A 16,567-nucleotide genomic window follows, 5' to 3' on the forward strand; every position below is an offset into this window, starting at 1 on the left:
CGCGTCATTCCCGTTACGAATGTAAAGAGGGCTATCATACATAGCCAATAAGGGTGGTACCGCGAGGCCGTTCTCGTCCCTTTTGGGAGAGAGCGGCTTTTTATATTTGATGATGATGAAGATGGAGGAATGTGGAGATGGACTATAAAGATACATTATTGATGCCGCAAACAAATTTTCCAATGCGTGGAAATCTCCCGCGGCGCGAACCGCAAATGCAAACAAAATGGGAAGAGATGGATATCTATCGAAAAGTTCAGGAGCGCACGAAAGGACGTCCGCTATTTGTGCTGCATGATGGCCCTCCATATGCAAATGGTGATATCCATATGGGGCATGCGCTCAATAAAATTCTCAAAGATTTTATCGTTCGCTATAAATCAATGAGCGGTTACTGTGCTCCATATGTTCCTGGTTGGGATACACATGGGTTGCCAATTGAAACAGCCTTGACAAAAAATAAAGGTGTCAACCGCAAGACAATGAGTGTTGCGGACTTCCGTAAACTTTGTGAAGAGTATGCTTATGAACAAATTGACAGTCAGCGTCAGCAATTTAAGCGTCTCGGGGTTCGCGGTGATTGGAACAATCCATATGTCACATTAAAGCCGGAATATGAAGCTCAGCAAATCAAAGTATTTGGCGAGATGGCGAAAAAAGGGCTCATTTATAAAGGCCTAAAGCCTGTATACTGGTCTCCATCCAGCGAATCAGCATTAGCTGAAGCAGAGATTGAATATAAAGATAAACGCTCTCCATCTATTTATGTGGCTTTCCCTGTTAAAGATGGAAAAGGCGTTCTTGAAGGTGACGAGAAAATTATCATTTGGACAACGACCCCTTGGACGATTCCTGCTAACTTAGGAATTGCCGTCCATCCGAACTTAGAATATAGCGTTGTTCGAGTCAATGATGAAAAATATGTAGTTGCTTCTGCTCTCCTCCCTTCGGTCAAAAAAGAAATTGGCTGGGAGGAAGCGGAGGTGATCAAAACACTGAAAGGAAACGAGCTTGAGTACGTCGTAGCGAAGCATCCGTTTTATGAACGTAATTCACTCGTCGTTTGCGGTGAACATGTTACAACCGATGCAGGAACAGGATGCGTCCATACAGCGCCGGGACATGGGGAGGATGATTTCCTCATCGGACAAAAATATCATCTCGGCGTGCTTTGTCCGGTTGATGAACGAGGCTATATGACAGAGGAAGCCCCGGGATTTGCAGGATTGTTCTACGATGATGCCAACAAAGCTGTGACAGAAAAGTTAAAAGAAGCGGGTGCATTATTAAAACTGCAGTTTATTACGCACTCATACCCACACGATTGGAGAACAAAGCAACCGACCATTTTCCGGGCAACAGCACAATGGTTTGCTTCCATTGATCAAATTCGCGATGAATTACTAAAAGCTGTTCAAGAGACTAAATGGATCCCTGCTTGGGGAGAAACGCGTTTATATAACATGGTTCGTGACCGAGGCGACTGGTGTATCTCGCGACAACGCGCATGGGGAGTACCGATCCCGGTCTTTTATGCAGAGGACGGTGAGCCAATCATCACGGATGAAACGATTGAACACGTATCCAACCTATTTAGACAATATGGTTCAAACATCTGGTTTGAGAGAGAAGCAAAAGATTTGCTTCCAGAAGGCTTTACTCATCCATCAAGCCCGAATGGCATTTTTACAAAAGAGACAGACATTATGGATGTGTGGTTTGATTCAGGCTCATCACATCAAGCTGTTTTAGAGGAACGTGATGATCTGCAGCGCCCAGCGGACCTTTATCTGGAAGGATCTGACCAATATCGCGGCTGGTTTAACTCTTCGCTTTCCACAGCTGTTGCTGTGACGGGAAAAGCACCATATAAAGCCGTATTAAGCCATGGCTTTGTGCTTGACGGGGAAGGACGCAAGATGAGTAAGTCACTTGGAAATGTCGTCGTTCCAGCGAAGGTCATGGAACAATTAGGAGCCGATATCCTACGGCTTTGGGTTGCTTCGGTTGATTATCAGGCAGATGTGCGTATTTCTGATAACATTTTAAAACAAGTAGCGGAAGTATATCGAAAAATTCGCAATACATTCCGTTTCTTGCTTGGCAACTTATTTGATTTTGATCCGCAAATTCATGCGGTCCCATTGGCAAAGCTGCGCGAAGTGGACCGCTATATGCTGGTGAAATTAAATCAATTAATCCAAAAGGTAAAGCATTCATATGAAAGATATGAATTTGCTACCATTTATCACGATATCAATAATTTCTGTACAGTAGATTTGAGTGCGTTCTATCTCGATTTTTCAAAAGATGTTCTTTATATTGAAACAGCTGATCATCAAGAACGCCGCTCTATTCAAACGGTTCTGTATGAGACGCTCGTCGCCTTAACGAAGCTTATGGCTCCAATTTTACCGCATACAGCCGATGAGGTATGGGGGCATATTCCGAATCGAAAAGAAAAGGAAGAGAGCGTCCAGCTTGTTGATATGCCGGAAGTGCAAGAGCTGGAAGGAGCCGATCAGCTGCTAAAAAAATGGGATGAGTTTATGAGTGTGCGCGATGATGTTCTAAAAGCATTAGAGATCGCACGAAATGAAAAAGTGATTGGTAAGTCATTGACAGCTAGCTTAATGGTTTATCCAACTCCGGAAACAAAGCAGCTGCTTGATTCCATCGCGGAAAGCTTGAAGCAGTTATTTATCGTTTCTGGATTTACGGTGGCAGGAGATTATGCCGAAGCGCCAGCAGAAGCACAAAAATTTGCGAGCATGGCGATTGTCGTCCAACAGGCAAAAGGAGACACTTGCGAGCGCTGCTGGGTTGTCACACCAGAAGTCGGCCAAGATAAAGAGCATCCGACTTTATGCCCACGCTGCGCGCAAATTGTTAAAGAATATAGCCAAGCATAAGAGGTCACGTTACAGCAAAAAGGCTGCCGTCACAGGCAGCCTTTTTTAGCTGATGCGCCGTTCGCGAAGCCTTTCGCTGTTGAACGACGTATATATAAGGGATTCATAATTCCGGCATTGACTCCATTTGCGAATGATCGAGATTAAACGAAAAGATGAAACATGTCGCCTATTCAAAAGCCGATTCGATTTTATGACGGTTGTCCGCCTGTCATATTGGTTCATTGGATCGGGGGTTTTGATATATTTATTGATATGGTTACCCGGGATTACATTGCGAAAATGGAAAGAGCGAAAGGTTCGCTCAATTGTATATAAGAGAAGAGCAATGTGTGCGAGGCCCGGCAGGTTTTGGACATATGCAAAAGCGTCTAAACATGCATTGTCTATTATTCGTCGGTTATGCTACAATTCATAAAGTACATATGTCAAGTTGTGGAGGGAGTTGCGTGTTTTATTATTTGATCGCCCTGATTGTCATTATCATTGACCAGTTTACAAAGTGGCTCGTGGCTACACGCATGCAAATAGGAGAAAGCATTTCAGTGATTCCGAATGTGCTTTATATTACGTCCCATCGAAATCGTGGCGCGGCGTGGGGAATTTTACAAGGTCAATTTTGGCTATTTTATTTAATTACGATCATTGTTGTGATCGGGTTAGTGTTCTATATTCGGCGTCTGCCGCGCGAAGAGCGTCTGTTTGGTGTCGCTCTTGGCTTTATGCTCGGCGGAGCGATCGGCAATTTTATTGACCGATTAGTTCGCAAGGAGGTTGTGGATTTTATTCATACATATATTTTTACTTATAATTTCCCGATTTTTAACATTGCGGATTCCGCCTTATGCATCGGGGTAGCCCTTGTCTTTTTACAAACCTTTATTGGCGGAGCGAAGAAAAAGGAGAATCAGTAATGGATGTAATACAGTTTCAGATTGAGGAAGCGTATGACCGCGAACGAATTGATAAAGTCATTGCTGCTTTAAATGGCGAATGGTCTCGCTCACAGGTTCAGCAATGGATCAAAGATGGACTTGTGACCGTCAACGGAACGGAAATAAAAGCGAATTATAAATGTTCTGTCGGGGATGAAGTAGCGGTGGAACTTCCAGAGCCAGAACCACTGGATGTAGAGCCGGAAGAGATGTCATTAGACATTTATTATGAGGATGCCGATGTTTTGGTTGTAAACAAACCGAGAGGAATGGTTGTCCATCCAGCACCAGGTCATATGAGGGGGACGCTGGTTAACGGTTTGCTTGCCCATTGCAAGGATTTATCAGGCATTAACGGCATACTTCGTCCTGGAATTGTTCATCGGATTGATAAAGACACATCTGGTTTGCTTATGGTAGCAAAAAATGATATGGCGCATGAAGCGCTGGTCAATCAGCTTGTTCATAAAACCGTCACGCGTAAATATAAAGCTATCGTTCACGGAGTCATTCCTCATGATTACGGTACGGTCGATGCTCCGATTGGCCGCGATCAACATGATCGTCAAAGCATGGCTGTTGTGGAGAATGGAAAGGAAGCTGTGACGCATTTTCGTGTTCTAGAGAGATTTTCTAATTTTACGTTTATTGAATGTCAACTAGAAACGGGAAGAACGCATCAGATTCGCGTTCATATGAAATATATTGGTTATCCGCTTGCCGGAGATCCAAAATATGGACCTAAAAAAACACTACCGATCAATGGACAGGCACTGCATGCAGGTGTACTTGGATTTACTCATCCACGGACAGGAGAGTATTTAGAATTCGAAGCACCGCTTCCGCATGAATTTGTCGAGGTTTTGGACATGCTTAGAAATAATCGTTGACAAAAGCTTTATCCGCTTTTACAATAAAGCTAAGTGAATAGTAGTCCTTTAAAATCAGTCCCGTGAGGCTGAGAAGGAGCCGGATCTAAATACAGCAAATGTGGTTGTTTTCTGCCCTCTCACCGATCGGTGGGAGGGTTTTTTGCGGAGGTGAAAAAAATGCAAAAGGCAGTAGTGATGGATGAACAGGCGATTCGCCGGGCCCTGACGCGCATTGCTCACGAGATTATTGAGCGAAATAAAGGAATTGAAAACTGTGTGCTTGTCGGCATTAAAACGCGCGGCATTTACTTAGCCAAGCGGCTGGCGGAGCGAATTGAACAGATCGAAGGCGCGGCGATGCCTGTCGGAGAGCTTGATATTACGCTATATCGCGATGATTTAACGGTAAAAACAGGCGATAAGGAACCGCTTGTAAAAGGATCTAATATTTCGTTTGATGTGACAAACCAAAAGGTTGTACTTGTAGATGACGTCTTATTTACGGGGCGGACGGTGCGTGCGGCCATGGATGCCATCATTGATTTTGGGCGTCCGGCGCAAATCCAGCTGGCTGTGCTGATTGACCGCGGTCACCGTGAACTGCCGATCCGCGCGGATTTTGTTGGCAAAAATGTACCGACCTCGAGTTCAGAAATTATTGTAGTAGAATTAAAAGAAGTGGATCAAGTGGATCAAGTCACCATTCATGAGAACGTGTAACCGCCCTTTTAAAGGCAGTCCTGAGAGACTGACAAAGGGGGTCAAATTGGTCTGCCGATTTTTTAGGCAACGATTGCACCCTCTTTGCATCATCTGGGCAAAGAGGGGTTTTTTTATGACTCAATCATAGTCGGAAGGAGATTGAAAAAACAATGAATAAGCCTGTATTGGGAATTAAAGATAGACCTTCGCCAGTTCAATGGTTGACGCTTAGTCTTCAACATCTGTTTGCCATGTTTGGCGCGACCATTTTAGTGCCTTATCTTGTCGGTTTAAGCCCTTCAATGGCTCTCATTTCCAGCGGTCTCGGAACACTCGCGTTTTTAATGATTACAAAATGGCAAGTTCCGGCCTATCTCGGTTCCTCCTTTGCCTTTATCTCACCGATTATTGCAGCAAAAGCGGCAGGAGGTCCTGGAGCAGCCATGGTTGGCAGCTTCTTAGCCGGTGCTGTCTATGGAATTGTCGCTTTAGTCATTAAAAGAGCCGGCTATCGTTGGATTATGAAATTATTGCCTCCGATTGTTGTCGGTCCTGTGATTATTGTCATCGGCCTCGGCCTTGCGAATACAGCCGTTGGCATGGCAATGAACGGTCCAGATGGAAAATATAATCTCACTTATTTTTCTGTAGCGCTTGTGACGCTTGCGGCAACCATTATCTGTTCCGTCTATTTGCGCGGTTTGCTTAGTTTAGTGCCAATTCTTATCGGGATTGTGGTTGGATATGTGTATTCTCTAGCAGTAGGAGTGGTGGATTTGTCTCCGATTGCTAAAGCTAAATGGCTTGAAATGCCAGATTTCTTGATTCCTTTTGTTGATTATCCTGTGCATGTAACGGGAAAGATTATTTTGCTGATGGTTCCGGTAGCGCTTGTCACATTGTCTGAACATATTGGCCATCAACTTGTATTAAGTAAAGTTGTTGGACAAGATTACATTAAAAAGCCTGGATTGCATCGCTCGATTTTGGGCGATGGAACAGCGACGATGATTTCTGCCTTAATTGGCGGACCGCCAAAAACGACATATGGAGAAAATATTGGTGTGCTTGCCATCACACGAGTGTATAGCGTGTATGTGCTGGCTGGCGCAGCGGCGTTCGCTATTATCTTTGGATTTATCGGAAAGGTGACCGCTTTAATCAGTACGATCCCAACCCCGGTTATGGGCGGAGTTTCGATCCTGCTGTTTGGAATTATCGCATCGTCCGGGTTGCGCATGCTCGTCGATAGCAAAATTGACTTTGGAGATAAACGAAACTTAGTGATTTCCTCTGTCATCTTGGTGATTGGCATTGGCGGAGCCATCTTAAAAGTGTCTGAGAATTTCCAGATTCAAGGAATGGCATTAGCGGCTATCAGCGGTGTTATTTTGAACTTGCTTTTGCCTGGACGCCCAGAAATAAATGAAAATATGTTTGAACTTGAAGAAAATAAAGATCATGTCGCGTAGTGCCGCCTTTTAATTAAGTCCTGTGAGACTTAAAAGGGTGTTGCTGTTCGCGCAAAAAAGAAATGAAAGTCATCATATGGCTTTCTTTCTGCACACCTTTTTGCGCCCAAAACTGTAGCACCCTGTCGAGTAAGGCAGGGTGCTTTTTTATAAAACAGGAGGGAATAAAATGAGCCATTTGCTTACCTTATCGGAATTGTCGCTCGATGATATACAAAATCTGCTTCATGAAGCAGAAAGGTTTCGACAGGGAGCCAGTTTTGCCAGTTCAAAACCGTTTTTTGTGGCGAACTTGTTTTTTGAACCGAGCACAAGAACAAAATGTAGCTTTGAAGTAGCAGAAAGAAGACTAGGACTCCATGTCGTACCATTCGATGCAGAAATGTCAAGCGTTCAAAAAGGAGAGACATTATATGACACGATCCATACGCTGGAGTCGATTGGCGTGCAGACGGTCGTCATTCGCCATCCAGAGGACCGCTATTTTGAAACACTCCGCCATTCGATTCACATTCCAATCATCAATGCAGGGGATGGATGTGGCCATCACCCGACCCAATCATTGTTAGATTTGATGACCATCCAGCAAGAATTTGGAACGTTTCAAGGGATCACCGTTGCGATTGTCGGGGATATTCGCCATAGCCGAGTCGCTCGCTCGAATGCTGAAATATTGACAAGACTGGGTGCGACTGTCCTTTTTTCAAGTCCGGAGGAATGGAAGGATGAACGAAATGGTTATGGCACTTATGTTGATTTGGATGTGTCTGTAAAAGAGGCGGATGTCATCATGCTGCTTCGGATTCAGCACGAACGTCATGGAGGGAAGATGGGACTGACGAAAGAACAGTACCATCAACAATACGGATTAACGGTGGAACGGTCGCAAAAAATGAAAACGCGCAGCATCATTTTGCATCCCGCTCCTGTCAATCGCGGCGTTGAAATTGCTAGCGAGCTTGTCGAGTGCGAACGGTCGCGTATTTTTAAGCAAATGGAAAACGGCGTTTATGTGCGCATGGCGGTATTAAAAAGAGCTGTGGAAACTTGTGAAGGAGGAATCAAGCATGGCGGTTATTTTAAAAAATGCTCGTTTGCTTAATGAAGAAGGAGAGCTTGTGGCGACAGAGGTGAAAATGGTTGGGGATGTCATTACAGAGATCGCATCTCGCATTGATGCAGGAGAAGAGGATGAACAGGTAGATGTCGGCGGCCAGCTGCTCGCTCCAGGTTTGATCGATTTGCATGTCCATTTGCGTGAGCCGGGCGGTGAGCATAAGGAAACGATCGCATCAGGTTCATTAGCAGCGGCGAAAGGAGGATTTACAACGATTGCGGCCATGCCGAATACTCGTCCGGTTCCTGATACAAAGGAACAAATGGAATGGCTTCAAGAACGCATTCGCCAAACAGCCTATGTGAACGTCCTTCCATATGCTTCGATCACGATTCGCCAGCTTGGGAAGGAACGGACTGATTTTGCAGCGTTAAAGGCATCTGGGGCTTTCGCTTTTACGGATGATGGAGTAGGTGTGCAGAATGCGCGCATGATGTATGAAGCCATGAAGGAAGCAGCTGCCTTAGATATGGCTATTGTTGCCCATTGCGAAGAGGAAACACTTACATATAAGGGCTGTGTTCATGATGGGGAGTTCGCACGAAAATACGAACTCTTGGGCATCCCATCGATTGCCGAATCCGTTCATATTGCTCGCGATGTTTTATTGGCTGAAGCGGCTGGATGCCATTATCATGTTTGCCACATCAGCACAAAGGAATCTGTACGTGTGGTGCGTGAAGCCAAACGTGCTGGTATTCGCGTGACGGCCGAAGTGACGCCGCATCATCTCCTGCTTTGCGATGAAGATATTCCGGAGCTGGATGCCAATTTTAAAATGAATCCTCCGTTAAGAAGCAAAGAAGATCGCGCTGCATTGATCGAGGGACTGCTTGATGGGACGATCGATTTTATCGCGACTGACCATGCGCCGCATACGGAGGAAGAAAAGCGAGAAGGCATGGAGCTGGCTCCATTTGGAATTGTTGGACTTGAGACAGCTTTTCCACTGCTCTATACAAATTTAGTTGAACCCCACATTTGTACGTTAAAGCAATTGATTGATTGGCTGACCAAAAAGCCAGCAGAAGCGTTTGGACTCCGGCAAGGAAAATTAGCGGTCGGCGCAAAAGCGGATTTGACGGTTATTGATTTGCAAACAGAGCATCCAATTGATCCAGATACGTTTGTGTCAAAAGGTAAAAATACCCCATTTGCTGGTTGGATATGTAAAGGTTGGCCAACGATGACGTTTGTGAACGGAAAACTTGTATGGCAGAAAGGGAGAGAGGAATGAAACGACAGCTTATTTTAGAAGACGGTACATTTTTTATTGGAGAAGTGTTTGGAAGTACAGCACAAAAAATGGGGGAGGTCGTGTTTAATACAGGAATGACAGGCTATCAAGAGATTTTATCAGACCCTTCCTATTGTGGTCAGTTTGTCACGATGACCTACCCTTTGATCGGTAATTATGGCATTAATCGTGATGATTTTGAAGCGATTGAACCGCATATTCATGGGCTGATTGTCAAGGAAGTATGCCGCACTCCTTCTAATTGGCGAAGTGAGATCACGATTGATGAATATTTGAAAGAAAAAAATATTCCTGGTCTTGCTGGAATCGATACAAGAAAGCTCACTCGCATGATTCGCCAGCACGGAACATTAAAAGGAATGATTTGTGATTTAGATGTCAGTGTTGCCGAGATCGTAAGCGATTTGAAGAAAACAAAGCTGCCGACCGATCAAGTGAAGCGGGTTTCTACGAAAAGCGCATATCCGAGCCCTGGACGGGGACATCGTGTTGTTTTGCTTGACTTTGGAATGAAACATGGAATTTTACGGGAATTAAATAAGCGGAACTGTGATGTCATTGTTCTTCCTTATCATGCAACCTCTCAGGATGTGCTAAACCTTCATCCCGACGGAGTGATGCTTTCAAATGGTCCTGGCGATCCAAAAAACGTTCCAGAAGCTATTGAGATGATTCGTGGCATTCTCGGTCGCGTTCCACTTTTTGGTATTTGTCTTGGCCATCAGCTGTTCGCGCTTGCCTGCGGGGCCGATACTGAAAAAATGAAATTCGGTCACCGCGGCTCGAACCATCCTGTGAAGCATCTTGCAACAGGAAAGGTGGCTATTACCTCGCAAAATCATGGCTATACGGTCATGGCATCATCATTAAAGCAAACACGTTTAGAAGTGACGCACGTGGCATTAAATGACGGAACGATTGAGGGGCTGCGCCATTTGGATTATCCGGCATTTACTGTGCAATATCATCCAGAAGCCTCTCCAGGCCCAGAGGATGCCAATCATTTGTTTGATGAATTTATTGCCATGATTGAACAGTTTAAAAAAGAGAGGGAGATCGTTCATGCCTAAACGTCAAGATATCGAAACGATTTTAGTGATCGGCTCTGGCCCAATTGTCATCGGACAGGCAGCGGAGTTTGACTATGCTGGAACACAGGCGTGTTTAGCCCTAAAAGAAGAAGGATATAAAGTCATTTTAGTCAACTCCAACCCTGCCACGATTATGACGGATACAGAGATTGCTGACAAAGTGTATATGGAACCATTGACGCTGGAGTTTGTTTCCCGCATCATCCGCAAAGAGCGTCCAGATGCGATCTTGCCGACGCTTGGGGGACAGACAGGCTTGAATTTAGCTGTGGAGCTTGCGGAAGCAGGCGTTTTAGAAGAATGTGGGGTCGAAATTCTTGGAACAAAGCTGGAGGCCATTCAGAAAGCTGAAGACCGGGAATTGTTCCGAGCGTTAATGAAGGAGTTAGGAGAGCCAGTTCCAGAAAGCGACATTATCCATAGTTTAGACGAAGCTTATGCATTTGTTGAAAAAATCGGCTATCCGGTTATCGTCCGCCCCGCTTTTACGCTTGGCGGGACAGGAGGAGGCATTTGTACAAACGAAGCAGAGCTGATTGACATTGTTTCCAGCGGTTTAAAAATGAGTCCGGTTCATCAATGCTTGTTAGAAAAAAGCATTGCCGGCTATAAAGAAATTGAATATGAAGTGATGCGCGATGCTCAAGATCACGCGATTGTCGTATGCAATATGGAAAATATCGATCCAGTAGGCATTCATACAGGGGACTCACTTGTCGTTGCTCCAAGCCAAACGTTAAGCGACCGAGAGTATCAATTGTTGCGCAACGCTTCCTTGCGCATTATTCGCGCTCTGGGCATTGAAGGAGGCTGCAATGTTCAATTGGCACTTGATCCTCACAGTTTCCATTACTATGTCATCGAAGTAAATCCGCGCGTAAGTCGCTCATCTGCGCTGGCGTCTAAGGCAACCGGTTATCCGATTGCAAAGCTAGCAGCCAAAATTGCTGTCGGTTTAACGTTAGATGAGATCATGAATCCAGTAACAGGTCAAACATACGCCTGCTTTGAACCGGCGCTCGATTATGTGGTGACGAAAATTCCGCGTTTTCCATTTGATAAGTTTGAATCCGCGAACCGTCACCTTGGCACGCAAATGAAAGCGACGGGAGAGGTCATGGCAATCGGCCGAACATTTGAAGAATCGCTGCTGAAAGCTGTGCGCTCACTTGAGACAAACGTCCATCATTTAGAAATTAAAGAGGCTCGCCATGCTGACGATGAATTGATTGAAAAACGCATCCGCAAAGCGGGGGACGAGCGCCTTTTCTATATAGCGGAGGCTATTCGCCGCGGTATAGATATCGAGCAAATTCATGAATGGAGCCGAATTGACCGCTTTTTTTTACACAAGATTGCCCGCATTGTTCATTATGAAACGATGGTACGCGAGCATGTTGGAGATTTGGATGTGCTGCGAAAGGCAAAGCAAATGGGGTTTGCTGATGCAGCCATCTCAGAATTTTGGAACATGAATGAACGAGATGTATACCAATTAAGAAAACAAGCGGGGATTGTCCCTATTTACAAAATGGTTGATACGTGTGCCGCTGAATTTATGTCAGAAACTCCGTATTATTATGGAACCTATGAAGAAGAAAATGAATCGGTGGTGACGCAGAAGGAAAGCGTCGTTGTGTTGGGATCGGGCCCGATCCGCATTGGACAAGGCATCGAATTCGATTATGCGACCGTTCATTCTGTCTGGGCTATTAAAGAAGCAGGGTATGAGGCGATTATTATTAACAATAATCCGGAGACCGTATCGACAGATTTTAGTGTTTCAGACAAGCTCTATTTTGAACCACTAACGATCGAAGATGTGATGCATGTCATTGATCTGGAACAGCCGATTGGTGTCATTGTGCAATTCGGCGGGCAAACCGCCATCAATTTAGCTGCCGAATTAGCAGCGCGCGGTGTCCGTATTCTTGGCACCTCATTGGAGGATTTGGACCGCGCAGAAAATCGCGATAAATTTGAACAAACGCTGTCGCACTTAGGAATTCCGCAGCCGAAAGGAAAAACCGCTTATTCGGTTGAAGAATCGGTGCGGATCGCAGCTGAAATCGGCTATCCGGTGCTTGTTCGCCCATCGTATGTGCTCGGTGGCCGAGCGATGGAGATCGTCTATAAAGAGGCCGAGCTTTTATACTATATGGAACATGCAGTCAAAGTCAATCCGCAGCATCCCGTGCTAATAGATCGGTATTTAATCGGAAAAGAAATTGAAGTCGATGCCATTTCCGATGGAGAAACGGTATTCATTCCAGGCATTATGGAGCATATCGAGCGAGCGGGTGTCCATTCCGGCGATTCGATTGCGGTCTATCCACCGCAAACATTGACAGATGAGATTCAACAAAAAATCGTGGATTATACAATTAAACTGGCGAAGGGATTGCGCATTGTCGGACTGCTCAACATCCAGTTTGTCATGTACCAAAATGAAATATATGTGCTAGAAGTCAATCCACGTTCCAGTCGAACGGTTCCGTTTTTAAGCAAAATTACAAATGTGCCGATGGCCAACATCGCCACTAAAGTCATTTTAGGAGAAACGCTTGTTGAGCTTGGGTATCAAACAGGATTGAAACAAGCAAGTGAAGGGGTATATGTTAAAGCACCCGTCTTCTCATTTGCTAAACTGCGAAATGTTGATATTTCGCTTGGCCCGGAAATGAAATCAACAGGTGAAGTCATCGGAAAGGATGTAACATTTGAAAAAGCGTTATATAAAGGACTTTTAGCCTCTGGCATTCATATTCGTCCATATGGCGCGGTGTTGCTTACAGTGGCTGATAAAGATAAAGCTGAAGCGATTGAAGTAGCTCGCCGCTTTCATCATATTGGCTACCAGCTTCTTGCCACAAATGGTACAGCTGAAGCGTTGCGGGCCGCCCATATTCCGGTAACCATCGTGAACAAAATTCATTCGGAATCACCCAATATTTTAGATATTATCCGTCAAGGAAAAGCCCAAGTGGTCATTAATACGTTAACGAAAGGGAAGCAGCCGGAAAGTGACGGATTTCGAATTCGCCGTGAAGCGGTGGAAAACGGAATTCCATGCTTAACGTCGCTTGATACGGCAAAAGCCATGCTGCAGGTGATGGAGTCGATGACGTTTGCGATGACTGCGATGTCGGAAAAGAAGGTGCATGCATGAAAGTGGAAAAAATGACCATTGTTTATCATGAACCGATTGCCCGAAACATTTATCAGTTAATCCTAGGTGGAACACTTGTTCAAGAGATGAATGAAGCAGGGCAATTTGTCCATGTCAAAGTAGGAGAGCGTACAGATCCGCTATTGCGCCGTCCGCTTAGCCTTTGCGACATTAACAAAGAAGCAAGTGAGTGTACCATTATTTATCGAAAAGAAGGAGCGGGTACTGCGCTCCTTTCGGAAAAGAAAAAAGGAGAGGTCATTGATGTGCTCGGTCCGCTTGGAAACGGCTTTCCGCTTGAAGCCGTTCAAGCGGGACAGCGCGCGCTTCTTGTTGGGGGCGGTATTGGTGTTCCTCCTCTCTATGAACTGGCTAAGCAGCTTGTAAAAAAAGGGGTAACTGTGACGAGTATACTTGGCTTTCAAACACAAGATGTTATTTTTTATGAGCGAGAGTTTGCTTCGCTCGGTGAAATCTACATTGCTACTGCTGACGGTTCATACGGAACGAAAGGATTTGTGACCGATGTGATCGGCGGACGCGGGCTTTCGTTCGACGTGCTGTATGCGTGCGGTCCAAAGCCGATGTTAAAAGCGCTTGAGCAGAAGTTTCCGGATAAAGAGGTGTATCTTTCATTGGAAGAGCGGATGGGCTGCGGCATCGGCGCTTGTTTTGCCTGCGTTTGCCGCGTTCCTAACAATGAAACAGCCTACAAAAAAGTTTGTAGCGATGGTCCTGTATTTAAAGTCGGGGAGGTGGTGCTATGAGCCGTTTAGCGGTGGAATTGCCGGGGCTTTCCTTAAAGAATCCGGTTATGCCGGCTTCTGGATGTTTTGGATTCGGGCGGGAATACGCTAAGCTTTATGATTTAAGCCAATTAGGGGCTATTATGATCAAAGCAACAACACGTGAACCGCGTTTTGGCAATCCAACCCCAAGGGTTGCGGAAACGCCAAGCGGCATGCTCAATGCGATTGGACTGCAAAATCCAGGATTAGAAAAAGTGATCGAGGAAGAACTTTCATGGCTCGCGCAATACGATGTACCGATTATTGCCAATATCGCCGGCTCGACGATGGAGGATTATGTGGAAGTCGCCAAGCGGATTTCGCAAGCGCCGAATGTTCATGCTCTTGAGCTCAATATCTCATGTCCAAATGTAAAAAAAGGTGGCATTGCGTTTGGAACCGTACCAGAAGTAGCCGCTGAGCTCACTCGCCTCGTTAAGCAAGTATCCGCCGTCCCTGTCTATGTAAAGCTGTCGCCGAATGTGACGAACATTGTGGAAATGGCCAAGGCGATTGAAGCGGCGGGAGCAGATGGTCTGACCATGATTAATACGCTCCTTGGCATGCGAATCGATATAAAAACAGCTGAACCGATTTTGGCTAACCGTACAGGGGGACTTTCTGGTCCTGCGATTAAGCCGATTGCGATCCGCATGATTTATGAAGTAAGCCAAGCGGTATCCATTCCGATTATCGGCATGGGCGGAATTGCAACGGCTGAAGATGCTCTGGAATTTTTCTACGCCGGCGCCAGCGCTGTTGCGATCGGAACGGCAAATTTTGTCGATCCGTTTGTTTGTCCAACTATTGTGGCTGAGCTGCCGGTATTACTTGACGAGCTCGGATTTGACCATATTTCTCAATGTATCGGAAGGAGCTGGAACAAAGGTGGACCAACCGTTTATTGTGGCACTTGATTTTCAATCGCGCGAAGAAGTCGAAGCGTTTTTGCGTCCATTTGTCCGTGAGCCGCTTTTTGTAAAAGTTGGGATGGAACTGTATTATCAAGAAGGGCCTGACATCATCACCGCTTTAAAAAAACAAGGACACCGCATTTTTTTAGATTTAAAGCTTCACGATATCCCAAATACGGTGAAGCAAGCGATGAAGGGGCTCGCCCGCCTTGGGATAGACTTAGTGAATGTTCATGCTGCTGGTGGGACCAGCATGATGAAAGCAGCATTAGAAGGATTGGAAGCGGGGACGCCAAGCGGAGCGACTCGTCCAGCTTGTATAGCGGTCACACAACTGACGAGTACGAGTGAACAAATGATGCAACGCGAGCTTTGGATTTCACGGACGATGGCGGAAACAGTGCTTCACTACGCTTTGCTTGCCCAAGAAAGTGGCTTGGACGGCGTTGTTTGTTCCGCAAAGGAGGTACCGCTGATCCGTGAACACTGTGGAGCCTCATTTTTAACAGTGACTCCTGGCATCCGCTTTGCTGATGAGGAAGCGAACGATCAAGCGCGTGTTGTCACACCAAAAGAAGCTCGAAAGTTCGGTTCAAGCTTCGTTGTTGTTGGCCGCAGCATCACCCGAGCTGCTGATCCGCATGCGGCGTATGAGCGCCTTAAACAAGAATGGAATCAGGAGGAATCATCATGAACAAAGAAATTGCCACACATTTGCTGCAAATTGGCGCAGTTTCGTTACAGCCAAACGAACCGTTTATATGGTCATCCGGGTTGAAATCACCGATTTATTGCGACAACCGCCTGACACTTGCTTATCCACATGTGAGAAGCATAATCGCAGATGGATTGGCCCAGCTCATTCGCGCGCATTTTCCAGATGTGGAGATTATTGCGGGAACAGCGACTGCCGGCATTCCGCATGCGTCATGGACGAGCGAGCGTCTTGGGTTACCGATGTGTTATGTGCGTAGCCAAGCAAAAGCACATGGAAGAGGAAAACAAATTGAGGGGAAAGTAGAGAGGGGACAAAAAGTCGTTGTTGTTGAAGATTTAATTTCTACGGGCGGCAGTTCGTTAACTGCTGTTGGTGCCTTAAAAGAAGCCGGATGTGATGTATTAGGCGTTATTGCTATTTTTACATACGGCTTGGAAAAAGGAAAGCAAGCGTTTGCCGAAAGCGATGTACAAGTGCATACGTTGACGGATTATGACAGCCTCATTGAAACGGCGGTGGAGCTCGGCGTTGTGGGCGAACAAGACCTCGCGACGCTGCGCGATTGGCGAAAACAGCCGGAGGCATGGGGGAAATAAACATATATGTGGAGTGCGAATGA

Annotated in this window: 13 protein-coding genes and 1 other annotated feature (1 of these 14 only partly in view); all 13 genes read left to right on the top strand. The window is 45.7% G+C overall.

Annotated features, from left to right (window positions below; translation table 11 throughout):
- Positions 1 to 84: a binding site (T-box leader), on the top strand (it extends 134 nt beyond the left edge of the window).
- A gap of 53 nt (positions 85 to 137) precedes the next feature.
- The 13 genes from ileS to pyrE all read left to right on the top strand — a co-directional run bounded on the left by ileS (position 138) and on the right by pyrE (position 16,544).
- Entirely contained in the window at positions 138 to 2,912 is a 2,775-nt protein-coding gene (gene ileS / locus AT864_RS05270; protein ID WP_066147156.1) for an isoleucine--tRNA ligase, read from the top strand.
- A gap of 449 nt (positions 2,913 to 3,361) precedes the next feature.
- A complete protein-coding gene (lspA, locus tag AT864_RS05275) occupies positions 3,362 to 3,826 on the top strand; it encodes a signal peptidase II (protein WP_066147158.1) in 465 nt (154 codons plus the stop codon).
- Positions 3,826 to 4,737, top strand: coding sequence for an RluA family pseudouridine synthase (locus AT864_RS05280; protein ID WP_066147161.1), 912 nt, complete (start codon positions 3,826 to 3,828; stop codon positions 4,735 to 4,737). Before lspA ends, AT864_RS05280 begins: the two co-directional genes overlap by 1 nt.
- 159 nt (positions 4,738 to 4,896) lie before the next feature.
- Positions 4,897 to 5,439, top strand: a complete 543-nt coding sequence (pyrR, locus tag AT864_RS05285; RefSeq protein ID WP_066147163.1) for a bifunctional pyr operon transcriptional regulator/uracil phosphoribosyltransferase PyrR — start codon at positions 4,897 to 4,899, stop codon at positions 5,437 to 5,439.
- A gap of 152 nt (positions 5,440 to 5,591) precedes the next feature.
- Positions 5,592 to 6,893 carry a solute carrier family 23 protein gene (locus tag AT864_RS05290; protein WP_066147165.1) on the top strand — a complete coding sequence of 434 codons (1,302 nt, stop codon included), beginning with the start codon at positions 5,592 to 5,594 and terminating at the stop codon, positions 6,891 to 6,893.
- A gap of 169 nt (positions 6,894 to 7,062) precedes the next feature.
- On the top strand, positions 7,063 to 7,995 hold the full coding sequence (locus tag AT864_RS05295; RefSeq protein WP_066147167.1) for an aspartate carbamoyltransferase catalytic subunit: 933 nt from the start codon (positions 7,063 to 7,065) through the stop codon (positions 7,993 to 7,995).
- Positions 7,961 to 9,247, top strand: a complete 1,287-nt coding sequence (locus AT864_RS05300) for a dihydroorotase (RefSeq protein ID WP_066147169.1) — start codon at positions 7,961 to 7,963, stop codon at positions 9,245 to 9,247. Before AT864_RS05295 ends, AT864_RS05300 begins: the two co-directional genes overlap by 35 nt.
- On the top strand, positions 9,244 to 10,338 hold the full coding sequence (locus tag AT864_RS05305) for a carbamoyl phosphate synthase small subunit (RefSeq protein WP_066147171.1): 1,095 nt from the start codon (positions 9,244 to 9,246) through the stop codon (positions 10,336 to 10,338). Before AT864_RS05300 ends, AT864_RS05305 begins: the two co-directional genes overlap by 4 nt.
- Positions 10,331 to 13,528, top strand: coding sequence for a carbamoyl-phosphate synthase large subunit (carB, locus tag AT864_RS05310; protein ID WP_066147173.1), 3,198 nt, complete (start codon positions 10,331 to 10,333; stop codon positions 13,526 to 13,528). The genes AT864_RS05305 and carB overlap by 8 nt, the downstream gene beginning before the upstream one ends.
- Positions 13,525 to 14,295, top strand: coding sequence for a dihydroorotate dehydrogenase electron transfer subunit (locus AT864_RS05315; protein ID WP_066147175.1), 771 nt, complete (start codon positions 13,525 to 13,527; stop codon positions 14,293 to 14,295). The genes carB and AT864_RS05315 overlap by 4 nt, the downstream gene beginning before the upstream one ends.
- Positions 14,292 to 15,233: a dihydroorotate dehydrogenase gene (locus tag AT864_RS05320; protein WP_066147178.1), complete on the top strand. Its 942-nt coding sequence runs from the start codon at positions 14,292 to 14,294 to the stop codon at positions 15,231 to 15,233. Before AT864_RS05315 ends, AT864_RS05320 begins: the two co-directional genes overlap by 4 nt.
- Positions 15,205 to 15,924 carry an orotidine-5'-phosphate decarboxylase gene (gene pyrF / locus AT864_RS05325; protein ID WP_066147180.1) on the top strand — a complete coding sequence of 240 codons (720 nt, stop codon included), beginning with the start codon at positions 15,205 to 15,207 and terminating at the stop codon, positions 15,922 to 15,924. Before AT864_RS05320 ends, pyrF begins: the two co-directional genes overlap by 29 nt.
- The gene (gene pyrE, locus AT864_RS05330) at positions 15,921 to 16,544 is read left to right on the top strand and encodes an orotate phosphoribosyltransferase (protein ID WP_066147182.1); all 624 of its coding nucleotides are present in this window, start codon (positions 15,921 to 15,923) and stop codon (positions 16,542 to 16,544) included. Before pyrF ends, pyrE begins: the two co-directional genes overlap by 4 nt.
- Positions 16,545 to 16,567: the final 23 nt, after the last annotated feature.

The organism is Anoxybacillus sp. P3H1B (assembly GCF_001560855.1).
Taxonomy (GTDB): domain Bacteria; phylum Bacillota; class Bacilli; order Bacillales; family Anoxybacillaceae; genus Anoxybacteroides; species Anoxybacteroides rupiense.

Coding starts and splice junctions, on each gene's coding strand:
- carB (WP_066147173.1), top strand. CDS start 10,331: ATGCCTAAACGTCAAGATATCGAAACGATTTTAGTGATCGGCTCTGGC.
- AT864_RS05305 (WP_066147171.1), top strand. CDS start 9,244: ATGAAACGACAGCTTATTTTAGAAGACGGTACATTTTTTATTGGAGAA.
- AT864_RS05290 (WP_066147165.1), top strand. CDS start 5,592: ATGAATAAGCCTGTATTGGGAATTAAAGATAGACCTTCGCCAGTTCAA.
- pyrE (WP_066147182.1), top strand. CDS start 15,921: ATGAACAAAGAAATTGCCACACATTTGCTGCAAATTGGCGCAGTTTCG.
- AT864_RS05280 (WP_066147161.1), top strand. CDS start 3,826: ATGGATGTAATACAGTTTCAGATTGAGGAAGCGTATGACCGCGAACGA.
- ileS (WP_066147156.1), top strand. CDS start 138: ATGGACTATAAAGATACATTATTGATGCCGCAAACAAATTTTCCAATG.
- pyrR (WP_066147163.1), top strand. CDS start 4,897: ATGCAAAAGGCAGTAGTGATGGATGAACAGGCGATTCGCCGGGCCCTG.
- AT864_RS05320 (WP_066147178.1), top strand. CDS start 14,292: ATGAGCCGTTTAGCGGTGGAATTGCCGGGGCTTTCCTTAAAGAATCCG.
- AT864_RS05300 (WP_066147169.1), top strand. CDS start 7,961: ATGGCGGTTATTTTAAAAAATGCTCGTTTGCTTAATGAAGAAGGAGAG.
- AT864_RS05315 (WP_066147175.1), top strand. CDS start 13,525: ATGAAAGTGGAAAAAATGACCATTGTTTATCATGAACCGATTGCCCGA.
- AT864_RS05295 (WP_066147167.1), top strand. CDS start 7,063: ATGAGCCATTTGCTTACCTTATCGGAATTGTCGCTCGATGATATACAA.